At 45.1% G+C, this 20,968-nt stretch carries 24 protein-coding genes; 15 read left to right on the plus strand and 9 right to left on the minus strand.

Features of this window, described 5'->3' with window-relative positions; translation table 11 throughout:
- Positions 1-70: 70 nt before the first annotated feature.
- Positions 71-412 (minus strand): helix-turn-helix domain-containing protein, encoded by a 342-nt coding sequence (locus LOK74_RS20455; protein ID WP_230043835.1) that lies wholly within the window; start codon positions 410-412, stop codon positions 71-73.
- A 162-nt stretch (positions 413-574) separates the two neighbouring features.
- Between LOK74_RS20455 and LOK74_RS20460 the strand changes: the two genes are divergently transcribed.
- From LOK74_RS20460 to LOK74_RS20490, 7 genes are all read left to right on the plus strand, one after another.
- Entirely contained in the window at positions 575-826 is a 252-nt protein-coding gene (locus tag LOK74_RS20460; RefSeq protein ID WP_230043836.1) for a hypothetical protein, read from the plus strand.
- Positions 827-1,124: 298 nt separating this feature from the next.
- Entirely contained in the window at positions 1,125-1,385 is a 261-nt protein-coding gene (locus LOK74_RS20465; protein WP_230043837.1) for a hypothetical protein, read from the plus strand.
- Between the two features lies 1 nt (position 1,386).
- Positions 1,387-1,791: a hypothetical protein gene (locus LOK74_RS20470; RefSeq protein WP_230043838.1), complete on the plus strand. Its 405-nt coding sequence runs from the start codon at positions 1,387-1,389 to the stop codon at positions 1,789-1,791.
- A complete protein-coding gene (locus LOK74_RS20475; RefSeq protein WP_230043839.1) occupies positions 1,788-2,132 on the plus strand; it encodes a DUF960 family protein in 345 nt (114 codons plus the stop codon). The genes LOK74_RS20470 and LOK74_RS20475 overlap by 4 nt, the downstream gene beginning before the upstream one ends.
- Positions 2,133-2,609: 477 nt before the next feature.
- On the plus strand, positions 2,610-4,406 hold the full coding sequence (locus LOK74_RS20480) for a DNA primase family protein (RefSeq protein ID WP_230043840.1): 1,797 nt from the start codon (positions 2,610-2,612) through the stop codon (positions 4,404-4,406).
- Positions 4,407-4,627: 221 nt separating this feature from the next.
- Positions 4,628-4,855 (plus strand): hypothetical protein, encoded by a 228-nt coding sequence (locus tag LOK74_RS20485; protein ID WP_230043841.1) that lies wholly within the window; start codon positions 4,628-4,630, stop codon positions 4,853-4,855.
- 16 nt (positions 4,856-4,871) lie between these two features.
- Entirely contained in the window at positions 4,872-6,536 is a 1,665-nt protein-coding gene (locus tag LOK74_RS20490) for a recombinase family protein (protein WP_230043842.1), read from the plus strand.
- A gap of 252 nt (positions 6,537-6,788) precedes the next feature.
- On the opposite strand, the gene LOK74_RS20495 is transcribed toward LOK74_RS20490, so the two are convergent.
- The 3 genes from LOK74_RS20495 to LOK74_RS20505 all read right to left on the minus strand — a co-directional run bounded on the left by LOK74_RS20495 (position 6,789) and on the right by LOK74_RS20505 (position 8,137).
- Positions 6,789-7,238, minus strand: a complete 450-nt coding sequence (locus LOK74_RS20495; RefSeq protein ID WP_230043843.1) for a type II toxin-antitoxin system VapC family toxin — start codon at positions 7,236-7,238, stop codon at positions 6,789-6,791.
- Entirely contained in the window at positions 7,226-7,489 is a 264-nt protein-coding gene (locus LOK74_RS20500; protein ID WP_230043844.1) for a hypothetical protein, read from the minus strand. The genes LOK74_RS20495 and LOK74_RS20500 overlap by 13 nt, the downstream gene beginning before the upstream one ends.
- A 165-nt stretch (positions 7,490-7,654) precedes the next feature.
- Positions 7,655-8,137: a hypothetical protein gene (locus LOK74_RS20505; protein WP_230043845.1), complete on the minus strand. Its 483-nt coding sequence runs from the start codon at positions 8,135-8,137 to the stop codon at positions 7,655-7,657.
- Between the two features lie 111 nt (positions 8,138-8,248).
- Between LOK74_RS20505 and LOK74_RS20510 the strand changes: the two genes are divergently transcribed.
- Together LOK74_RS20510 and LOK74_RS20515 are read left to right on the plus strand one after the other, a co-directional pair.
- Complete coding sequence (locus tag LOK74_RS20510) at positions 8,249-9,607, plus strand: tetratricopeptide repeat protein (protein WP_277613399.1); 1,359 nt, start codon at positions 8,249-8,251, stop codon at positions 9,605-9,607.
- 328 nt (positions 9,608-9,935) lie between these two features.
- A complete protein-coding gene (locus LOK74_RS20515; protein ID WP_230043400.1) occupies positions 9,936-11,159 on the plus strand; it encodes an IS256 family transposase in 1,224 nt (407 codons plus the stop codon).
- A 105-nt stretch (positions 11,160-11,264) separates the two neighbouring features.
- Here LOK74_RS20515 and LOK74_RS20520 read toward each other — a convergent pair whose 3' ends face one another.
- The 3 genes from LOK74_RS20520 to LOK74_RS20530 form a co-directional block, all read right to left on the minus strand.
- Positions 11,265-11,786 carry a hypothetical protein gene (locus LOK74_RS20520; RefSeq protein WP_230043847.1) on the minus strand — a complete coding sequence of 174 codons (522 nt, stop codon included), beginning with the start codon at positions 11,784-11,786 and terminating at the stop codon, positions 11,265-11,267.
- 124 nt (positions 11,787-11,910) lie between these two features.
- Positions 11,911-12,240 (minus strand): hypothetical protein, encoded by a 330-nt coding sequence (locus LOK74_RS20525; RefSeq protein ID WP_230043848.1) that lies wholly within the window; start codon positions 12,238-12,240, stop codon positions 11,911-11,913.
- A gap of 176 nt (positions 12,241-12,416) precedes the next feature.
- Entirely contained in the window at positions 12,417-13,196 is a 780-nt protein-coding gene (locus LOK74_RS20530; RefSeq protein ID WP_230043849.1) for a hypothetical protein, read from the minus strand.
- A 214-nt stretch (positions 13,197-13,410) separates the two neighbouring features.
- Here LOK74_RS20530 and istA (LOK74_RS20535) point away from each other — a divergent pair, with 214 nt between their 5' ends.
- The 6 genes from istA (LOK74_RS20535) (at position 13,411) to LOK74_RS20560 (ending at position 18,455) form a co-directional block, all read left to right on the plus strand.
- A complete protein-coding gene (gene istA, locus LOK74_RS20535) occupies positions 13,411-14,652 on the plus strand; it encodes an IS21 family transposase (protein ID WP_230042329.1) in 1,242 nt (413 codons plus the stop codon).
- Entirely contained in the window at positions 14,649-15,428 is a 780-nt protein-coding gene (gene istB / locus LOK74_RS20540; RefSeq protein ID WP_230042330.1) for an IS21-like element helper ATPase IstB, read from the plus strand. The genes istA (LOK74_RS20535) and istB (LOK74_RS20540) overlap by 4 nt, the downstream gene beginning before the upstream one ends.
- Positions 15,429-15,545: 117 nt before the next feature.
- Positions 15,546-16,001 (plus strand): hypothetical protein, encoded by a 456-nt coding sequence (locus tag LOK74_RS20545; RefSeq protein WP_230043850.1) that lies wholly within the window; start codon positions 15,546-15,548, stop codon positions 15,999-16,001.
- A 329-nt stretch (positions 16,002-16,330) separates the two neighbouring features.
- A complete protein-coding gene (locus tag LOK74_RS20550) occupies positions 16,331-16,942 on the plus strand; it encodes a recombinase family protein (protein WP_230043851.1) in 612 nt (203 codons plus the stop codon).
- Positions 16,943-17,571: 629 nt separating this feature from the next.
- A complete protein-coding gene (locus LOK74_RS20555) occupies positions 17,572-17,730 on the plus strand; it encodes a hypothetical protein (RefSeq protein ID WP_230043852.1) in 159 nt (52 codons plus the stop codon).
- A 74-nt stretch (positions 17,731-17,804) separates the two neighbouring features.
- Positions 17,805-18,455 carry a recombinase family protein gene (locus LOK74_RS20560; RefSeq protein ID WP_230043853.1) on the plus strand — a complete coding sequence of 217 codons (651 nt, stop codon included), beginning with the start codon at positions 17,805-17,807 and terminating at the stop codon, positions 18,453-18,455.
- Here the strand turns inward: LOK74_RS20560 and istB (LOK74_RS20565) are convergent.
- Together istB (LOK74_RS20565) and istA (LOK74_RS20570) are read right to left on the minus strand one after the other, a co-directional pair.
- On the minus strand, positions 18,385-19,152 hold the full coding sequence (gene istB / locus LOK74_RS20565) for an IS21-like element helper ATPase IstB (protein ID WP_230043854.1): 768 nt from the start codon (positions 19,150-19,152) through the stop codon (positions 18,385-18,387). The two genes, LOK74_RS20560 and istB (LOK74_RS20565), sit on opposite strands and share 71 nt — an antisense overlap.
- Complete coding sequence (gene istA, locus LOK74_RS20570) at positions 19,149-20,372, minus strand: IS21 family transposase (RefSeq protein WP_230043855.1); 1,224 nt, start codon at positions 20,370-20,372, stop codon at positions 19,149-19,151. Before istA (LOK74_RS20570) ends, istB (LOK74_RS20565) begins: the two co-directional genes overlap by 4 nt.
- Positions 20,373-20,968: the final 596 nt, after the last annotated feature.

A 20,968-nucleotide genomic window follows, 5' to 3' on the forward strand; every position in this document is an offset into this window, starting at 1 on the left:
TCAGAGATGTAGGGCCATTTGCTTTGTGTTCGGGAGAAGGCAAAAGGGTGGTGATGAGCAGGTAGCTAAACTACTGGTACTTTTCTTGCTCCCAGTCGAACACGGACTTCACCAGTTTCAGGGCAAAAACGCGATCTTGTTTGGAGCGCTCCGTGAGTAGATCAATCAGTTGGCGCAGTTCATCTGCTCGCGGGGAAGGGTCAATGTGCCGGAACAGATCTTCCAACGAAACACCAAGCCCTCGTGCGATCTTCTCTAGGCTCTCCACCGTGACGTTCTTTTCCCCTCGCTCCACTTGACCAACGTAGTTCGTATGTAAACCGGACAATTCGCCTAGCTGCTCTTGGCTCAGGCCCTTTTCCTTTCGGAGAAGCCGGATGCGATTTCCTAATCGTTTGACCAACTCGGTCACATAAACCACCTCAAGACAAGCTTAAGGGAGGGAATAGAAACCGAACACAAACTATAAATGTTAATTGACAGATAAATAACACCAAAAGATAATAAATGGTGAAGTTTTGGAATCAATAGTGTGTAATGGAAACCCCATCTAGCAAAATTGGAGGCATGAAACATGGACGCGATTCTTTTCTACGGCATCATCATTCTACTCGCCCTCGGCTTTCTCGCTTTGGCCTGGTTCATCGTAAGGGGATGGTTGGCACTCATCGTCGACTTCCTGGCAGGGGTGCTGAAACTCTTGTGGGGCATCATAAAGGCTGCATTTTGGGTCGTAACATTGCCGTTTCGTCTCATCGGAGCAATCTTTCGCCTGTTCCGAAAAAAATCGACAGCATCAAGGGAACAAGATGTCACCTCCGTCTAGGTACCTCTAGGGTTAAGAGATGGAAGATTCGGGAAAGGGGGTGACAGTCATGGCACTTTGCAGCGAATGCGGAGGCAAAAAGAAAGTTCTTTGCGATTGCACCGGCGGTGTTGGCAAACACGCCGCCGATGACAATTGTTACGCGTGCGGCGGCTCAGGTGTACATACCTGCCCGGCCTGCAACGGTACAGGAAAAGAATAGGGAATCTTTTGTGTAGATAAGGCATTCTGCCGCCCGTAACAGGGACGGTGGGATGCCTTTTCACATTGTCGAGCGTGTAAAAGGAGGAGGACATACATGGATACACCGGCTGAACGGTACGAGCAGCTGGTTCTGCAGGAAGACCAGGTTGTGTTTGGCATCCAGACCTGCGAACACTGTGTCACGCTACTCCTGGACAATCTCTACCAGTCAGGGGAGCCACGAAACCAAGCGACGTACCACGAAATTCTGAACCTGATCAACGAGGTCGAACAGCGGCTTCGTAACCAGTGGCTGAACATCAAAATCCAAAAAGCATTACTCGCTCACCTGATAAAAAAGAAAGGGGACCTGTAACTTGAGAACGATCAAAACACTGGTAGATGTACGCTGCTTGCGGAAAGCACAAGCCTTTTCCGAGAGCTTCCAGAAGTACCTGGAGGAAGAGTTTCTGGAACTGAAGGAGGCGTTCGATTTCGACGGTCTGGACGAGGAGTTTGCGCTCGATCAATACGGTTTCATGGTCGTGCTGGAGAAGGGAGACAACCTACGTGACCTGTCCGTGGTGGGCTTAAGCCGAGAGGACGGAGGATTGCTCGGCAGCCTGCCGGAGTTTGTCGAGAAGGTGGAACGAAACGGTCAGTGCTGGTACAAGCTGGTCATAATCTACACCAACGAGTACGGAATGGCTTTCTACGTTCCGTCCGAAGTCGTTGCCGACGACGAAGAATTCCTGAATTGGCTGGAGGAGGATGTAGAATGAGCAAAGAAATCGATTACATGACAAGAAATGGGAGATTTTCGTCCGATAAATACGTATCAAGAGGAGTTAGCGAACGAGTGCCACTAGACGTACAATTGGCCTTGTGGGACATCTTGGAAGAACGAAAGCGACGGGGAGACTCTCTGGATTACTTGCAGGTGTTTGAGTTGTCCGTCGTTCTGGTAAATGGTGTACCGCTCCAGAATGTACGAAACCCGCAGGAACAACCTCCACTTGATGAGGTTTTCTGCCTATACGTTGCCAAACCTATTGGCGGAATTACCATCTGGGTCATAGACTCCGATAAATATTGCACAATGCTTTTTCCAAACGAGTACTAGGCGGTGTTACCATGAAATTAACAGCCATTGCGAAGATTGTCCTCCTAGTCGCCGAGGTAATTGTCATTCTAGGGAAAGAAAAGATAGGTAAAAGACAAACATAATTTCACAACTAAACTAACACCGCAGCGAATTTCCCTTCTAACGCAGATGAAGGGGAATTTTTTTAAAAAGCTAAATATCGTTTAAGGCTGGTTTTCCGCCACAAAAAGCTCGGCACGCCGTCATAAAAAAATGAAAGTCCAAATTAGGCGATCTCATGCCAAAATCGGCGATTTTCTGAAAAAAACACGTATTTTTTCCTTTAAAAATTGGGCTGCTGAGGAACCTTTTGGACTCGATAACGAGCCTAAAACGTTTGCGGGCGTTTTGTGCTGATGCGTTATTTTCTCCGTTTTTCACCTAGAGTCGTTTGTTGGCTGCTCTCCTCTCAATAAGTAAACTGAAACTACTTTTCACAAGAGAGGAGAGATAAAAATGGTGGGTACACAAAGACTGGAAGAAATCCAAAATCTGATCCAGGAAGCGGTCAGCGCATTTGAAGCTGGTGACATGGGGGCTCCGTTTGAGCCTCCTGTTCTGGCTGCGCTTGTAGAGGTAGCAAGTCAGGATGTTGCTGAATTCCAACGCCTGAGGGATAAACTCACCAGCGCGGGTGTCCCAAAGCGTGATTTAAACGCTGCTCTAAAAAAAGTAGCGGAAGAAGCAAGGAATACAACGTCCCAACAAGGTGGTCAACCCTTGTTCACTCTCGAACAAATTCAGGAATTGCAGAGTAAGGGATTTATTATTGACCCTCAAAAAGGGGTTATTAACATAGATCCCCATCTCTTTGCAAAGTACGTGATGGATAAATACCATTTGGTTTTTACCGTGGGTGAACGTTTTTATGTTTATAAAAACGGTGTCTGGAAACCACTTCGCGAAAAACAGCTACACCGTCTCTTGTATCGTGAGATTGAAGCCGTCCAAGAGGGGGCCTGGAACCCTAGCTGGGAGGGTCGCTACATGGCAATTCTACAAAGATCTGCCACATTCGTGGAAGAGTTCGACACCGACAGGGACTATATTAATTTGGCAAACGGTATGTTCAACACCAACACCTTTGTGCTGGAACCACACGATCCCAATAAGTACTCCAGCATTCAGAATCCCATTGAATACGACCCTGCGGCAGAATGTCCGAGATTTAACAGGTTTCTACACGAAATTTTTCAGGGCGATGAACAAACCATCAAGGTCGTACAAGAGATCATGGGATACTGCTGCACTTCCGAAACACGAGCCCACAAAATGTTCATTTTCGAGGGAATTGGTTCAAATGGTAAATCGGTGCTGATTGAGCTCATTGAGCACCTTGTTGGACGCCAGAACACTTCCCACGTAGCGATGAACGAACTCAACCATCCTTTTGCCCGAGCAGAACTGGTTGGAAAAATCCTAAACGTGTCAGCTGAGAATGAATTTAATGAAAAAGGGCTGAACACGCAACAAATAAAGACCATCGTAGCTGGAGATATGATTCGGGTCGAAAATAAGTTTGAAAAAGGCTTCAGCTACAAACCAAAATGCAAGCTATTGTTTGCTCTAAATACCCTGCCGACAACCCTTGATAAATCCCACGGTTTTTACAGAAGACTGGTAATTGTCCCGTTTCGTAGGATCTTCAGGGGGGCTGAGGTAGACAAAAACCTGCTACAAAAGCTTCTCGCCGAATTGCCGGGCATCTTCAATTTTGCGATGGAAGGGCTCAAGCGATTGAGAGAACAAGATTTTGAATTTTCCACTTCTAAGGCGATTCAACAGGCTGTTTCTAACTACAAAAGTGAACAAAACCCCGTCATACCGTTCGTTGCCGATTATATCCGAGTAGGTAACTCAAGCGACAGGCTTGGTAGCAACGAGTTGTATGATGCTTTCCTTACATGGTGCAGAAGAACTGGTGAAACAGACTTCTCATCTGCCACAGTCAGAAGACGTCAACTTTTCTACGACGCCTTCAGGACAGCACTGTTAGAAGCTGGGATTCCAGCACCAGATAGGCAAAATTCTGGCGGTTGGCGGTACTTTCCTGGATTAGTGCTGCTGGATAAACCGGAAGATGATCTTTCGAAACTTTTTGAGGATGACGACTGTTCAGAGATTCTCCCACAAACGGAGTCACAAAAGGAACCTCAAAGAAAGGTTCCAATCAAACCACCAGCACCAAAGAAAGTGTCGACACTCAAAAAGAAAGAGACAGATGAAGTTCTTTCGGACATCCTTCTCTCCTAGTGCACAGCTGCACTTTTGGCTCAAAGCCCAGTAAAGTCAAACTAAGCGCCTGCTCTTCGTTGTGCTCTCGTGCTGCACTGTAGTGCACTGCGCAGCACATCACTGCAAAACCTTTGGGTCGCGGCGCTCCGCTGCTGGCAAAACCGATGTACACAGGGGCAAAGGGGCCAGCCTTGGCCCCATAAGATCCCTTGTAAAAAATTTTCCATCTGGAGGGAACCATGTTGCATCTGAGAGTAGACGACAGCTACACTGCGATGATCCAGATTCTTGCCGAGATGGTCACAAGTTTTCTTTCCACCAATCAAAAGCGCAAAAAGCGGTCGCAAATAAACGAGAGCATTCGACTCCACATTCTTGCCCTGTTGGACCAGGAGGCCGAAGAGTTGGCCGACTTCGAACTGACTGCGGAACTTCTCGGTACACGAGAGTTCCGACAAATCGCGTAAGAAAGGAGTTTCCTTGATGAGCTACGATTTCAAAACAAATCCAATAAACGTTGCTATATACGCGCGTGTGAGCACGGAAGAACAAGCTGAACAAGGGTACAGCATCCCGGCACAACTGGAAGTGCTTCGTTCTTTGTGCAAATCGGAACGAAAAATTGTCTACAAGGAGTACGTGGATGCAGGGATTTCCGGTAAGAGCATCGACAAAAGGCCTGCTCTGCAAGAGCTTTTGCGGGACGTTGAAGAGGGTAAAATTCAAGAGGTACTGGTCTGGAAGTTGGACAGGATCAGCCGAAAGACTTCCGACCTTCTGTACATCGTGGAAAAACTCAATAAAAATAACGTAAAGTTTCGGAGCTACTCCGAAAAGGAGTTCGACACCGAAACGGCAGCAGGGAAGTTGAGCATTCAAATCTTGGGTGTAATCGCCGAGTTTCAGCGCAACACCATCATAGAAAACGTAAAGATGGGGATGAAACAGCGGGCACGAAACGGAAAGTGGAATGGCGGTAACGTCCTTGGATACAATGTTGTCGAGGTTCCTTCCGGTAAAGGTAGCGAGTCCGTGCTTCTTGTCAACCCTGTCGAAGCAGAGCTCGTCCGAAAAATCTTTCGGATGTACGCAGCTGGTCAAGGGCTAAGAAGCATAGCCAATCAACTCAATAACGAAGGCTACAGGACAAAACTTGGGAATTCGTTCAGCACTGTAGCAGTCAAAACCATTCTCACCAATCCCGTGTACATTGGAAAGATTCGCTATAACGTCCGTGAAAACTGGAACGAAAAGCGACGCAAGGGAATCAACCCAAACCCGATCATCGCAGACGGGGAACACGAGCCCATCATCGACATGGACACCTGGGAAGCCGTACAAAAATTGTACGGCAAAAAATCAAAAACGTCGCCGAGAGTGTTTGAGGGTACGTACCTCCTGACTGGCCTGATGCGGTGTCCCCAATGCGGCGGAACTTTGGGAGCCCATCGGGTAAAAGACAAGCTCAAGGACGGAACCGTTGTCGTACGGCGGTACTACGTTTGCAACAGGTTCAGGAACAACGGAAGTCGCGTTTGCAGTTCAAACTCCGTCCGGGCAGACCTTGTGGAAGATTTCGTGATGAACCGAATCAAAGAAGTCGTTCTTCAGCCTAAAATTTTGGAAGACATCGTAAATAAAATCAATAAAGATCGCTCAAAGAGCGTCTTGCCTCTTCAAAAAGAAATCGCAGCGTTGGACAAGGAGCTGAAAACTCTCGAATCCCAGAAACAGAAGTACTTCAAGCTGTATGAGAGCGATGCCATAGACAACGATTTTCTGGTCGAGAGACTCAACGAACTAAAGGCGAAGTTCGACCAGTTTGCACAGCGCAAGCGTGAGGCTGAGAGACAGCTTGAGACCAACACGTCAAGCCCCATCTCAATCAAGGAAGTTCGTGAAGTCCTGACAATGTTCCACAAACTCCTGGAAAACTCGCCCCTCAACACGCAGAAAACCCTTCTTCAAACGGTAATAAAGCAAGTACACGTAAAGAAGAATGGCAAAGAACTCGAAGGCATCGAACTAGAGTTCGACGAAGGGATAAAGAAGTGTTTTTTGACCCTTGCCCCTTCCACCGATAAGGTGGAGGGGGCTTTTGCTTTTCGCAAGCAAAAGTCCCCCCCAAGGTACACTCTCGTAATCTAGTACCCAAAATGGCTCGTAAACGCCCGTAAAACGAGTCTTTTCAGGAAAGGTGATGGTAGGTAAACCTCTAAAATAAAACATCTTTGAAGGGCTCCTGAGGGCTCAAACCTCAAAAAACTTGCCGCTACTTGTGATACGGTTCACCGTAACGGGTCGGACGGTCAATTTTCTTTACAGCAGCAAAACAATAAATCCGTCAACCTGGTACTTCGGCAGCTGTACCAAGTTGGCGGATCATCATTGTCTATAAAGTCATTCTTTGTACTCATCAAGAACAAGAAAGTTCATTTCCTCAATTCTCTTTAATCTCACATCGTTGGTAACAAAAACATCAGCATTTTCCATAATTGCCGTTGCTAGAAATAATGCATCTGGTGTTTTTACTCCGTATTTTGCACGCAATTCAGCCGCAAGTACACTTGTTTGCTTGTCTATTTGTTTGATTACCAAATTAGGAAATGTACTGATGACAGCTTTATAAGCTCGAACAAGCCCTTCATTGTTATCTTTCAATGGTTTTGTCAACACTTCTGTCAATAGTAGTACTGATGTAATCCCGACTAGATGCCCTTTCTCAATTAACGAAAACACCTCTTTACAAGGATCATGGTACAGGGGATGCTTTTCCATCAAATAAATAAGAGCGTTAGTATCAATCGCCACTTTGCCGTATTGCTTCAAATCAGCAATTAATCGCTCCATGAGCTACGCTCCCCATGGATATGCTCCTCTCCACCTACACTACTCCACATGTCCTTACCAAGCCCGGAAAGAAATTCAGTATATGACTCTGGTCGTTTCATCAAAAACAGTTCTTGAGTCCTCTCATCATAATCCCAGATAAACTCGTCACCCAGTTTCTCTTTTACAATATCTAAAATTTCCGCAGGAATGAGTACAATTTTATATTGATCCTGATCAGAACGATGTGAAGATTGATTCTGCGAATTCATCGGGAGTCCCTCCTTGCTTATCTTCTCATTATTCATTTTACCATATTTTCAGGTATTTCAGACGGATATTGGCTATTCAAGTAGTCATCCCCATCATCTGGTTCAACAGGTGAAAGATACCTGTCGGATTAAATCAGACGAGATAATAAAGTTGTATATTGTCGATCAAAACGGCAAGTCATCAATGCCATCTTCAGCTTCCGATTTCCCGTTACCCATTGCAGTTTGTTCCTCCCAAGTAATCCCGTATGGAACTCCGCCATTCGTATAGCCAGCGATGAAGCTAAACGCTTCATCCGAAAAAGGTTGTGCCCGGAGCCATTCCTCTCTTTGCTGTTTCTCTTCCCTTTTTTTTCTTGCCTTTATTCGATCTTCTACACTCTGCTTCACTTGATTAACGTATTTTTCATCGAACGACACGCTCAACATCTGCAATTCCTCAATGGCACAAAGTAAATCTACCCCAAAATGCTTACTATACCCGTGCAAAAGATTTTTCCCTTGATACTTGTGAAGCCAATGCTTTGCCGTCTGCAGACGTCCCGACCTGTTTAACCGTTTATGTCGTGGTGTGGAAGACTTGCCCTTTTTTCTGGACATTTTTATCAATCCCCATTTACTGTCCTGCCATATGGTATCTATTTTCACTTGCTACTTATCCTTGATGATCTTTCTCCATGGAGATGGCGACTCAAAGTACATCATAGTTCTATGATATACTAGTAGCAACTAATATGTAGCACGAGGGAAGTGACCATCTTGAAAATCGGCAGAAACGCTCCCTGCCCGTGCGGGAGTGGAAAAAAGTACAAAAAATGCTGTTTATCCCAAGACGAACTCAGAGGTTTTTCACCATCGGCGCCACAAGATGCCAAAGCCCTTCTTTTTTCATATATCGATCAGGAATTTGATTGGGATCATTATTTATATGAGTTGTTAGCTAGAAACATTGTCAATTCCATGTACCCCCAATATGAACCTACTATTATTGCTTCTGCCATTCGAATGTGGAATCTGTACGCAAACGCTGCTCACCCAATAGTAAGGAAACCTGGTGTCATGGAAGCTGCTATTGAATACTGTGTTGCCAAAATGCTGGATCTTCCTGTGACGCAATCTGAGTTATCGGAGAAATACGGTGTCTCAGTAGGAACGATCTCCAAACGTGCGCAGGAAATCCTCGGTGAGGAATGGTTGTTTCATACCATTTTCCAAGAAAACAGCGGCCTGCAGACACATACCGATCCATCTCGTCTCTCTGCAGAAAGAGCTCTGTACGAGATGACAAGCCTAGTTAAGGGAAAAGAGTTCGAATCAATGGAACAACTCAATGAGTTTATAAACTCGCATCTATCTAACCACACTCGTATGACAAAAAACTCCTCCCTCGATCCCAAAGAGATGGCACAGAAGATCCTGTATGATGCTTGGGAAGAGCCTTCTGTTCCAAAACGAATTCAACTGGCTAAACAAGCTCTTCAATTGTATCCAGATAGTCCGGACGCCTATAACATTCTCGCTGAATCAAGTGATGATCTGGAGGAATTATTACGGCTTTACAAACAAGGAAAAGAAGCTGGGGAGCGCGATCTTGGCTTGAGATGTTTTCATGAAGATCGAGGTCATTTTTGGGGATTAATCCATACTCGACCGTATATGCGATCAAAGGAAGGCTATGCCAACAGCCTTTTGATGGCAGGACAAATTGAACAAGCAGAAAAAGAATTTTCAGAAATGCTCGATCTGAATCCTAACGATAATCAAGGAGTTCGCTACTCTCTGCTTTCAATCTACATTGAATTGAACCAGTTTGAAAAAGCATCGCGATTATTAGAAACATATAATGAAGATAGTGCCTACATGAATTACAGTCGTGTGTTGATCGAATATGGGAAAAGCGGTTTGTCTTCAAAATTGGATCGCTTACTGGCTAAGGCAACTCAGCAAAATCGTCACGTTATTGATTTTCTCTTAGGTCGAAAGAAGCTGCCCCGCCAGTCGCCGGATTATTATAGTTTTGGCGATACAAACGAGGCCATTATGTATGTAAATGCTAACTATCATATTTGGCAACGTGAGGGTAAATTACTTCAATGGTTAAAACGCACCACAAGTTGACCAAAACAAGGGCAGCCTCGAGAGCTGTCCTTGTTTTACATTTTTATTGGGTTATTATAACTTTGACCGTCGGGAAACATCATTTATGGTATTTTTCACCGTAACGGGTCGGACGGTCAATTTTGTTTATTTGTGTTGCCATCAGTTACAACTCACTTGAAAGGACTTTTTAACAGTTAGGTTGAAATATATATCTAGAATGCAATTAGTTGAGTCCGTATAATTGTGTAAAATGCTAGACTCCCCAAAAGAAAGGGAGCCATATTCAAATCCCTCAGTTAGAATGGTGTTGTCGAAGCAACATTCTAAATGGACGAGGTGTTATGAAATGGCTCAATACCAGATTAACGTAGATTCGCAGCTTTTGCATCAACTGTTTCTAGGAAACTCCCAAGATGCCGGTGTAGCAAAACTGCTAGAATCGGTCTTAAACCAAGTCTTGCAAGCGCAGGTGACGGAACAAGTGGAAGCCGATCGTTACGAGCGTACCGAAGATCGACAAGGTTACCGGAATGGTTCTTATCCTCACCCATTACATACACGTGTCGGTACGATTGTGCTAAGTGTGCCCCGGATTCGTGGTGCCAAGTTTTCTACGGAACTCTTTATGCGCTACCAGCGAAGTGAACAAGCACTGATCCTCGCCATGATGGAAATGGTCATCAACGGTGTCTCCACACGTAAAGTGTCACAAGTGACGGAGGAGCTCTGCGGCACAGAGTTTTCGAAATCAACGGTCTCCGACCTGTGTAAACGTCTCGATCCAATCGTCACGGCTTGGAATAACCGTCCGCTGTCGGATAGCCGTTTTCCTTTTGTTCTCGTTGATGCGCTGTATCTGAAAGTGCGTGAAGACGGTCGTGTTCGCTCTCGAGGCGTAATGCTTGGTATTGGCGTGAATACAGATGGACACCGCGAAGTATTGGGCCTCATGTTGGGCGATACAGAGTCCGAAGAAAGCTGGAGCGAATTCTTCAGTTGGCTGAAGTCTCGTGGACTTCGCGGTGTGGATCTTGTTGTATCTGATGATCATGGAGGCTTAGTGCGTTCCATTCGTCAACAATTACAAGGCGTCGCTTGGCAACGATGCCAAACGCACTTCATGCGTAATGTCCTGGATGCGACGCCCAAAGGGCTTAAGGACGAAATCTATCCGAGAGTACGCGCAATTCTAGAGGCACCTGATCCAGCCACTGCAAGAATGATGCTTGAACAAACGATCGCAGCATACGAGGAAAAAGCGGCGAAAGCAATGCGGATTCTAGAAGCTGGCTTTGACGATGCTACGGCTGTTCTGAGCCTTCCAGAAACATACCGTAAACGTCTACGGACTACGAACAGCGTTGAGAGGCTGAATGAGGAGGTACGTCGTCGCGAACGCGTCATACGCATCTTTCCAAACCGTGAATCGGTCATTCGACTCATCGGTGCCCTACTCATGGAACAAGACGAGAAATGGGCCGCCGGCAAGAAGTATCTCGATATGGCCGAATACTTAGAATGGCGGGGAAACAGACCAAAGTCCGCTTCTAAAGTGACACGCATTATGTAGCAAATTCTAGCTGAGGGAATTTACACACAAATTCGGACTTGATCAAGGGGATCCCTCAGCCATTATTCATGGCTTTTGGGACACCCTCCGACCATTAATGCCATTTTACCTAGTTACATGAGGATTTACTTTTATGGACATTTGAAGCCCAAGCATTTTGCAAACCTGATTCTGGAAAAAGACGGTGTCACGGAAATAAGCCAACTCTTCATCAGTACTAGCGTCCGTAACCATAAGTAAGCTACAATCTTCAATAATGATTCCGTCTATCTGCATTAGGAACAATTTTACATTGTCTTCTATTTCATTAATCTCTTTAGCAGTAAAGCACCCTGTGTTGATATGAAGCGGTAATGCCCAACTTACAATTATTTCAGAATCAGAGATAGTAACATTACTTGTGCAATGGTCAGTAATGTAAAATAGTTCCCATAAAAGTTGATGCATCATACAATCTTTTTCAATGGGGTCCGTAACTTTAGCAAAACGTATCCCATTGAAGCCTGTAATAACAACTTGAATTTCTTGCAAAAAAGTACCCTGCTGATAACGAACATGCTCATACATGAAGTTGAAAGTGTCTTTAACTTCATTGCGAGTATCGATGAAAGTTACGTTGTGTTTCATATATTTTTCATTCCTTCCCTTTTAATGATTGTGGTTTATCGTACTTGGCCGGATTTCCCATTACATATAGTGCAATCAGGCGGCAAACAGGGATATACCCCTTTGCCATATTCGATCTTGCTAGCTAATAATTACACACTGGTATCAAGTCGAGTGAGTATTGTCGTGCAAACCAGTTCTTCTTGAAGCCCTTATTGATCTGATCTACAAACTGATCTACCTCATCCTGTGTGTGAAACGTAATCGGCTTTGGCAATACCCATTCGGCTTGTACGCCTCTGGATGTAAGGCTAACTCGGTTTGGTTTCGGCTTCATTTTTTTCACATCTTTTAGCATCCTGTGATAGATGTAAGCCTGAACCTTATTCGGGCCTTCTCTCTTGAGCAATCCCTGTTCAAATTGAACATTTCCTTCATGGAACGTAGCCTTGTAGCCTACAAACGACATCGACATAATTTCACCTCCGATCTATTAATACGAGAAGAATTAAACTGCCGATGAGTGTACTTAGCATCCTTACGTTGTTCTAGTGATGTGTGCTCATCGGATTATGTTATTAAATTTAAAACAATGCCGAAAACAAAATAAGGGAAAGACGTTTGAGCGTCTTTCCCCCTAAACCTTAAAAGTCAATTATTAATATCTTGAAGAAAATTTTCATACATGATTTGTTGCAAAATCTGTTTTGCTTCCTGCTTATTTCGGTCTCCGTTTCGATCACTAAGTGCAATTATTTTTAACACTTGTTCTAGCCAAGATCGAACTAGTTTTTCCTTTGGATTATCTGGATTGTTCAATACGTTAATTACCTTCGTAATTATCTCCTCATTTGATGGATGACTTAATATTGCGGCTTCCGTATCCTCTATCAACTTCTGTATTCTGCTGTTAGCCTGTTCTTTGAACTCTCCTAATATAACCTGTTCAAACAGAACTTCGATTACTTGTCGTTCATAATCTTTGTCATTGATATTATTTTCTGCTAAATGTTCTATGCTTGGTTCCAACTTCTTATTTTGATTATCAATCGATTTTCTTAACAGGTAGCTAATCAGCTTATCCAGTTCCTCTTGTTCAATTTCCCGCTGTTTTCGAGTTTCTTCATCACAATGTCGTAATTCAAGTGCGTTTTTAATGTAATACGTTGATAGTTGCTTAGATAGATTTAGATGGTAAGTATCCAAAGCCTTGTTCATCCCCAAAAGCACCTGAAACCGAAGTAACGCGGGCATCATCTGAATAACAGCCATTACTTGGGCTACCTTTTTTTCAAGCTCCACAATTAATTCTGTTTCCTTTTCAGCACGAACAAAAGAGGGATGGTTTTTTATTGCTGTCTGCAAATGATTAGGAACGTATGTTTCGATGCTTTGAAACAATTTTTCGTTGTATTCCTTTACCCTATCCAAAGAGTAAATCTGTTTGGTCTTGTCACGACTAAACTCTGGATGTAATATCAATGAGTCAAGCAAAACTAGCAAAAAACCATGCCAATCTTTATCATATTCATATCGTGTAGATGGTTTAAAGTCACTTTTGTGAACGGCACTGTTAAAATCCTCAATAACGGCACTTGAAAATTCCCCACTTTCGGCAGAAAATCTCTCCCTGGAGGAGAGAAATATGCTAAAGAATGGGGAGTTTTACTTGATTAAAGACATGAAACAAAGAGGAATGAGTACCACGCAAATTGCGAACGAATTAGGGAGGGATCGAAAAACAATCCGTAAGTGGCTGAAGAGAGATGAACCTTCGAAATACCAGCGAACCGTCAAAAAAGCAAGCATCCTCGATCCATTTAAACCCTATATCAAAGCGAGAATGGAAGAAGGCTGCTTAAATGCTGTTGTCTTGTTTGATGAAATTAGAGCCCAGGGATACTCAGGACAAATTAGACTCCTTCGTTCCTTCATGGAACCATTGCGCCCCGTCGTTACCTCCAAGGCAACGATCCGTTATGAAACCACACCTGGTAAGCAAGCGCAAGTAGACTGGGGACATTTCAAAGTGGAATGGAATGGTGGATATAAACGACTATACGCCTTTGTCATGGTTTTGGGATACTCGAGAATGTTGTATGTGGAATTTACGGAGAACGAACGGCTGGATACCCTCATCGGCTGTCACTTACGTGCCATGCAATACTTTGGAGGCAGACCGGATACATGCTTGTACGACAATATGAAAACCGTCATTGCAGGTTACGACGACCAAGGCCATGTATTGTGGAATGAACGTTTTTCTCAGTTTGCAAGTCATCACGGCTTTACCCTCCGGCGTTGTGCCCCCTACCGTGCACGAACAAAAGGGAAAGTAGAAAATGGTGTTGGCTATGTGCGAAAGAATTTTTGGCCTCGCGTACAGTCGTTTACCAGCCTGAGTGACTTGAATCAACAAGTACGCCATTGGTTGGATACGGTAGCCAATGTACGGATTCACGGCACCACACATGAAAAGCCGGTAGATCGATGGAAACATGAACAGTTGAAGCCGCTTAACCCGGTTCCGTTCGAAGAAGTAGAACGGCATACTCGAAGAGTATCCAACGATTTGCTCGTTTCTTACGGAGGAAGCAGGTATTCTGTACCCTATACCTATATTGGTCATACGGTACAGGTACAAGATCTCCAGAATGGTCATATCCGGATCTATCAGGGCAACACGATTATCGCTGAACATCAAAAAGCAGTTCGTTCCAAACAAGTCGTAACCAATAAAAAACACTTCGAGGGGATTCAAACCCAAAGTCGCGTGAAGGCTCCCCAACCTATGCCGCGTCTGGTTTCAAATCCAAGCCCTGAAGTGGTGGAACGTGATTTATCAGTCTACGAGCAGTTTGCTGACGAGGAGGTGATCGTACAATGATGCTCCAGTCCCGTTTAGAAGAAGCCTTTTCGCAAATGGGATGGGTACGAATCCCGGAAATTATTCACCACCACGCAGAAGAAGCTGCTGCTCAGAATATATCGTATTTGGAGTTCTTGGACAAGCTTTTGCAAGAGGAAATCAAGGCCAAGAGGGATCGATTTATTCGAATGAAGACACGATTGGCTCATTTACCCTACCATAAAACATTAGAGCAATTCGATTTCAGTTTCCAGCCTTCCGTAGATGAAAGACGGATTCGTGATTTGGCAACCCTCCGGTTTGTGCACCAACAGGAGAATCTCATTTTGCTGGGTCCGCCAGGAGTCGGAAAGACCCACTTGTCTGTTGCATTGGCTCTGGAAGCCATTAAGCAAGGTTTGACAGTTTACTTTACAACTGCTCACGATTTGGTTCAGACACTTCAGATTGCCCATCAAAACAATAGTATCAAACAAAAAATGCGGGCTTTTATTAAGCCGAATGTACTGATCATTGATGAAATCGGCTATCGCAAGATGGATGAAACGGCAGCTCATTTTTTCTTTCAAATCGTTTCGGAGCGTTATGAATCTGGTTCGATTATTCTTACCTCGAACAAGTCTTATGGTTCGTGGGGAGAGATATTTGGAGATACGGTACTTGCCACCGCCATCCTTGATCGATTATTGCATCACTCCCACACCATCAACATTAAAGGAGAAAGTTATCGCATAAAGGAGAAGAAAAAAGCTGGTTTCTTTCGACCAGAGACAATTGAAGATAAAACCGAATGAACGGAATTTTCCCGCCGCCAGCCCCCCTCGGGGGGCATTATTCAAACAAACCTATTGCCTAATATGGGGAAAATTCAAGTGCAGATAATGGGGAATTTTCATTTGCAGTTGACAGCTATGGATCGTAGCAAGGGTTTTGATCGATTTAAGCGTCAGTTGACGTTCCAATTCGCAGAGCTTAATCAAAATGCTTTCGATTCAGTTCGTCTGTTTTGGGGTCGTGATGGGATACAAGTAGATCGGTATCGAGTCGGCTCTCGCTCTGCGGGGTATATCTTTCCGTACTACGCAGTTGAAAATTATGTCGGGCGTTTACTTGCCGAGCTTGAAAAACGAACGGTGCGCCTTTCCTATCTGGATGTGCAGGGGCAGGAGTGTTCGCTGGTAACCACATATCATACAGCGACCGTTGCTAAGTGGATGGGGTCGACTCCTTCCGATGCGGTAATCAAGAAGTGGGCGGATTGGCGTAGCAGCACGTCAGTCGGGTACATCTCTCTCCCTAACCTGCAACAGCCTGGTTGTTTTGTCTCAGTGCCTGTCCTGCGCATCACTCGGGTGGTGGTGGTTTAGGGAAAGGTTTTTGGCACGCTCGTTGGCATGCTCTTATGTTAGCCCTTTTCGTGATTCCCGAAAAGGGCTTTTGTCTGTTTGGGGACTCCTATTAGCTGTGCCTAAAACTATAAATAAAGGCACCTATCCGTCCTACACTAATAATAGGGCTTCGCGGCGCAATAATATGTTCCCAAAATATGCCCTTTACCTGAGTACCGTAAACCAGTTAATCGGGATTCCCTTTAACCCTGAACTGTTCCCTGTAACGGGGTTTTCGGAACGCATCCAATTCTATATTCCTTCGACTTGCTTGGCAGGATATTTTGTTTCGAAGGAGTTGAGTTGGTATGAGTTCGAAGGTCTGGGGGTATGTGCGAGTTTCAAAAGCGGAACATCAGAAGCCGGATCGTCAAGTTGATCTTTTAATGAAGGAGTACGGCATCCCGAAGGAGGACATCTTCATTGATTCGATCAGTGGTGCGAAGTTCGAGCGACCTGAATTAAGACGAATGCAGTCCGTTTTACGTGAGGGAGATACGGTTGTAGTAGAGTCTCTCAGTAGGGTGTCGAGATCGTCTAAGGATTTATTAACGTTGCTGGAGGATTGGCAAGAGCGAGGGGTCGCCTTCATCTCTGACAAGGAGAAGCTTGATTTTTCATCGACCACGGGGAAGCTCATGCTCACTATGTTGGCGGCTCTTAGTCAGTTTGAGCGTGATACCCTTCGAGATCGTGTGAGGGAGGGAGTTGCTTCGGCAAGAAGTCGCGGTCGCATTGGAGGACGTCCGAAAACCGACAAGAAGGCGTTAGAAAAGGCGGTTAAGCTCCATGTGGCGGGAACTCATTCCATTCGGGAGGTTTGTCAGCTAACAGGGGTATCTCGGACGGTTTTATACCGAGAACTGAGACGGTTGTGTGATTTAGAGCAGGTGGAGTCGGGTCATTCGTCAAAAAATTAGACTTTAGCTCCGGCAGGGGTATCTTTATATCGGCTTCGCAATTCGTATTTTCGATTTTTACGAGTTCAAAATCTTCACATGGTATCTGGAGCATTAAAGATGTCGGTCTGTTTCGGGGTTCGCAATAAGCCGCAGGACAGGCACTGAGTTGACGCTGTAGCGTAGCGTCTGGCTCGGGGTCTGTCTTTTTTTGTTTTTACTAGGGACTTTTTTTATAAAAATCGGTGCGGTATCGGGTGAGAAAAAATCTTTCGGGAGTCTGCTACGGATATCTGGAACTATAAGTGTTCAAAAAATTCTACTTGGCTTTGTGTGGGGGGTGATTGGATATGCAGAGAGAGACTGGTCTTGGTCTGTTTATTTGTTGGATTCGTTCTGTGCGGCACATGGAACATTCGCGCGGCAGAGGTGGATTGAGGTTACCAGTCAGCTTGGTTGTAGAGGGCTTCATAGAACGACTGACATCCGCAATAAAATACCAAAAAATGGAATGAAGTTAAGTTTTATCTACAGAACAAACGTTCTAATTTATTAACTTGACTCCCTCGCTTAGACCATGCTATTACATACACCAGTATTGGTCTAGATGGGAGATGGTAAACAGTCAATGTAAAGGGATGGGGATAAAGATGGATCAAAATGTACAAGTGGATTCCTGCAAATCACAGGGGATTGAAAATTCTGAACTGCTTATTCTGACGGAAGAGGAATTGAAGAAGGAAGAGTTGATCGGCGTTCTGGCTGGACTTATAAAAAATTACGCAATGAAGCAACAACAGAACAAGTAACCTTGTTTGATGCGCTGTGGGCTTCTATTTATTAGAAGCCCCTATACCAGAATATGATGATCATGGAGGAATGTATGATGGTAGTAAATAGTAAACCGAAAGCTGCTTTGTATTTGCGTGTATCGACTGAGGAACAAAAGAAGGAAGGCTTTTCACTTGGTGCTCAGGAAGATATTTTGAAAGGGTACTGCGTTTCAAAGGGCTACGAAGTCTTTGAAGTTTACAACGATGGTGGATATTCTGGTAAGGATTTCAACAGACCGGATATGCAACGGTTGCTAAGAGATTCAAGAGACCAGAAATTTGATATTGTGTTAGCAATCGCAGTGGATCGAATTTCCCGGAGTAATTTGGATGTATTGACCTTTGTTGATCGGGAACTTCATCCACGTGGACAAAAGTTGGTTATTAGCACATGCGATATCGACAGTTCAACAGAAACAGGGAAGATGTTCATTTCCTTGCTGGGAACATTCGCTGAATATGAACGTAGGCTGATTGTGGGACGGGTAAAAAAAGGAATGGAGAAACGTGCAAACGAAGGCTTAACAAATGGCGGTCGTATCTTAGGCTACGATTCCGTTGTCAACGCCGACTTTATTTTGACCCACCATCGCCGGTTTAGAACTGACCCACCCGGCGATCTTTTGTTGGTTAGGTGGCAGAGGGGGAGCCGTAGGCTCCAGTCCTCATCTTCTCACGAAGTCGGTAACTATTCCCCCTAATGTTGACGATGTGGGAATGGTGTAAGAGCCGATCCAGGATAGCCGTAGCAAGTATCGGATCGCCCATCAGTTCCCCCCATTCACCAAAACTCTTGTTACTAGTCAACAGAATACTCCCTCTCTCGTACCTTGCACTTACTACCTGGAAAAAGAGGTTGGCTGCCAAACTGTCAAACGGTAAGTAACCAATTTCGTCAATAATCAGGAGCTTCGGTCGAATATAGATGCGGAGGCGTTTATCCAGCCTGTTTTCCGCGTAAGCTTTTCGCAGATCCTCGATGAGTTGCGAGAGACTGACAAAGTAAACGGATATCCCTTGCGAGATAGCTTTTACAGCCAACGCCACCGCCAGATGACTTTTTCCTACTCCGGGAGGCCCTAAGAACAAGACATTCTCGTGTCCGGATACGAAAGTCATCGTGGCCAACTCTCGAATCAACCGTTCGTCAATGCTGGGTTGGAAAGCAAAATCGAACTCTTCCAGTGTTTTTCGGTAAGGCAAGTGTGCAAGTTTGGTGCGTACCTCCATATTCCGTTTTTGACGTTCCGCTATCTCTGCATCAAGGAGCATGTTGAGAAAGGACAGATAAGTGGGCTGTCCATGACTTGCCGCTTCCAAATGAGCATCCAAGAGGAGAGCTGCTTGCTGAAGCCCAAGTTCCTCGAGACGCAGCCGTGCCTGTTCCAGTTCGATCATGCTCCCACCCCTGTCAGTTGCTCATAGACATCCAGCGAGCGCACTTCCACTTGCTGCGATGAAATCTGTCGGGCTTGCGGACGTGGATAGGCATATCCTTGAGCGGTCGTAAGACCTGCATACTGTTTTTCGCAAAAAACAGTTGCGCGGGATCGATACACCTTTTGGTGTCGAGCAATACATGTTCCGTCGGCCCAGATTTCCACCCACCCATTCACTTCTCGCACGGTTATCTCACGTCCGCTGTACCTCCATGGAACCCCATATCGTACACCATCGTAGCTAACAAATCCGTCTCGGCTGACCTGTCTCGGTTCATGCAAGTATTTTTCCCACCGTTCAGTTGAAGGGATGGGCGGCAGATTTTCCTCACGGAGTCGATCAATGGGACGTTCGCCAGTTGTTCCATGAATACGGCGGTTAATTCGCTCGCACCAGTGAAGGGCTTGTTGATTGAGATCCTGTAAATCAACGAAGCGTTTGCCAGGAAGGAAGTTGTTTTTTACGTATTGAACGCCTCGTTCCACTTTGCCCTTTGTTTCGGGGCGTCGAACTTTGCATACTTTTGGAACAAGCCCAATCGCCGCAGCAAAGTCGGCAAAAAGTGGATGCCAGCGGGGTTTTCGATCATCTCCCATGCCCAGTACGACTGTTTTCATCTGATCGGTCAGCATCACTTTGGGGATACCCCCAAAATATTCGAATGCGTGGATCAGGCAACGCAGAAAGCTGTAAATGTCACAACGCTTGGTAAACTCGATATAGGTGGCACGAGAGTACCCCAATACCATGACAAATACCGGAACTTTCCGGACGTTACCGTCCTGATCTACATAATCACACAGTCCCCAGTCAACCTGGGCGTATTCACCTGGTTTCGTCTCATAACGAAGAACAGCGGGAACTTGTTTGGGAGGACGGAAGTCCTTCACATAGTCTTTCAGGATGGTGCGCCCTCCGGTGTATCCCTTTTCTTGTAGAAGCTCGAATAAAACCTCACAGTTATAGATACCTTCTTGAAGCCGTTGCTGCAGGAACGGTTTAAAAGGATCAAGCTTGGAACCACGAGGTTTACGGGTTCCTTTTTCGGGGGTGAATTCACCCCGGAGATATCGGCGAACGGTATTTCGAGAATGCCCCGTCAGACGGGCAATTTCACGAATACTCTTGCCTTCTGCTCTCATGGTATGTAACGATATCACTATCCCACTCCTTAGCATGTGTCTCCCTCCGATCATTAACTTGGCCGTTAATACCGAAGGGGATATATTCGCTAAGGGTGGGTCATTTTCATTCCGGCGAAACTGGGTCAATTATATCCCGGCGGTGACACCTCAACGCTTACCTGCCGACAAAACCGTTAAAAACCACAGTCAGAAACGACTGAAAACCGTTAAAAATCACCTCCAATTTTTTTATTCGATTTACCATCCTAACGAAAAACCAGTGCAGACCAGCGTATCAGCGACTGCGGAAGAGGGAAGAAGGAAAAACCGTGAAATCATTCCCGCCGTTATAATGAGAATAGTGACCGATGCGTAAAAAACTCTGTCCGAGCTAAAATCTCTGAACATGCCAAAAAATAAAGGCAACCCGTAAGCAGTCTCTCTCGAACTGCTACAGGTTGCCTATGCGAATGAATCTCTTAAAAATACGATACCCCTCAAAGGAAAAATAACTAGGTGCGGTTGAGCAACTCTAGCTAAATGCCGATAAAATGGATCAAACTGCGCCAGACCGACTTATGGTCGCTTGTGATACCGATAGGTCGGAAAAAACCGCAATCTTGAACCCTCAAAACCAGTAGAGGGTGCGA

It is taken from the genome of Brevibacillus humidisoli (assembly GCF_020923435.1).
Classification (GTDB): domain Bacteria; phylum Bacillota; class Bacilli; order Brevibacillales; family Brevibacillaceae; genus Brevibacillus_E; species Brevibacillus_E humidisoli.

Excerpts from the sequence above, each read along its gene's own strand:
- LOK74_RS20460 (WP_230043836.1), top strand. The coding sequence starts at position 575 with ATGGACGCGATTCTTTTCTACGGCATCATCATTCTACTCGCCCTCGGC.
- LOK74_RS20465 (WP_230043837.1), top strand. The coding sequence starts at position 1,125 with ATGGATACACCGGCTGAACGGTACGAGCAGCTGGTTCTGCAGGAAGAC.
- LOK74_RS20475 (WP_230043839.1), top strand. The coding sequence starts at position 1,788 with ATGAGCAAAGAAATCGATTACATGACAAGAAATGGGAGATTTTCGTCC.
- LOK74_RS20480 (WP_230043840.1), top strand. The coding sequence starts at position 2,610 with ATGGTGGGTACACAAAGACTGGAAGAAATCCAAAATCTGATCCAGGAA.
- LOK74_RS20485 (WP_230043841.1), top strand. The coding sequence starts at position 4,628 with ATGTTGCATCTGAGAGTAGACGACAGCTACACTGCGATGATCCAGATT.
- LOK74_RS20490 (WP_230043842.1), top strand. The coding sequence starts at position 4,872 with ATGAGCTACGATTTCAAAACAAATCCAATAAACGTTGCTATATACGCG.
- LOK74_RS20495 (WP_230043843.1), bottom strand. The coding sequence starts at position 7,238 with ATGGAGCGATTAATTGCTGATTTGAAGCAATACGGCAAAGTGGCGATT.
- LOK74_RS20500 (WP_230043844.1), bottom strand. The coding sequence starts at position 7,489 with ATGAATTCGCAGAATCAATCTTCACATCGTTCTGATCAGGATCAATAT.
- LOK74_RS20515 (WP_230043400.1), top strand. The coding sequence starts at position 9,936 with ATGGCTCAATACCAGATTAACGTAGATTCGCAGCTTTTGCATCAACTG.
- LOK74_RS20520 (WP_230043847.1), bottom strand. The coding sequence starts at position 11,786 with ATGAAACACAACGTAACTTTCATCGATACTCGCAATGAAGTTAAAGAC.
- LOK74_RS20525 (WP_230043848.1), bottom strand. The coding sequence starts at position 12,240 with ATGTCGATGTCGTTTGTAGGCTACAAGGCTACGTTCCATGAAGGAAAT.
- istA (WP_230042329.1), top strand. The coding sequence starts at position 13,411 with ATGCTAAAGAATGGGGAGTTTTACTTGATTAAAGACATGAAACAAAGA.
- istB (WP_230042330.1), top strand. The coding sequence starts at position 14,649 with ATGATGCTCCAGTCCCGTTTAGAAGAAGCCTTTTCGCAAATGGGATGG.
- LOK74_RS20545 (WP_230043850.1), top strand. The coding sequence starts at position 15,546 with ATGGATCGTAGCAAGGGTTTTGATCGATTTAAGCGTCAGTTGACGTTC.
- LOK74_RS20550 (WP_230043851.1), top strand. The coding sequence starts at position 16,331 with ATGAGTTCGAAGGTCTGGGGGTATGTGCGAGTTTCAAAAGCGGAACAT.
- LOK74_RS20555 (WP_230043852.1), top strand. The coding sequence starts at position 17,572 with ATGGATCAAAATGTACAAGTGGATTCCTGCAAATCACAGGGGATTGAA.
- LOK74_RS20560 (WP_230043853.1), top strand. The coding sequence starts at position 17,805 with ATGATGGTAGTAAATAGTAAACCGAAAGCTGCTTTGTATTTGCGTGTA.
- istB (WP_230043854.1), bottom strand. The coding sequence starts at position 19,152 with ATGATCGAACTGGAACAGGCACGGCTGCGTCTCGAGGAACTTGGGCTT.
- istA (WP_230043855.1), bottom strand. The coding sequence starts at position 20,372 with ATGCTAAGGAGTGGGATAGTGATATCGTTACATACCATGAGAGCAGAA.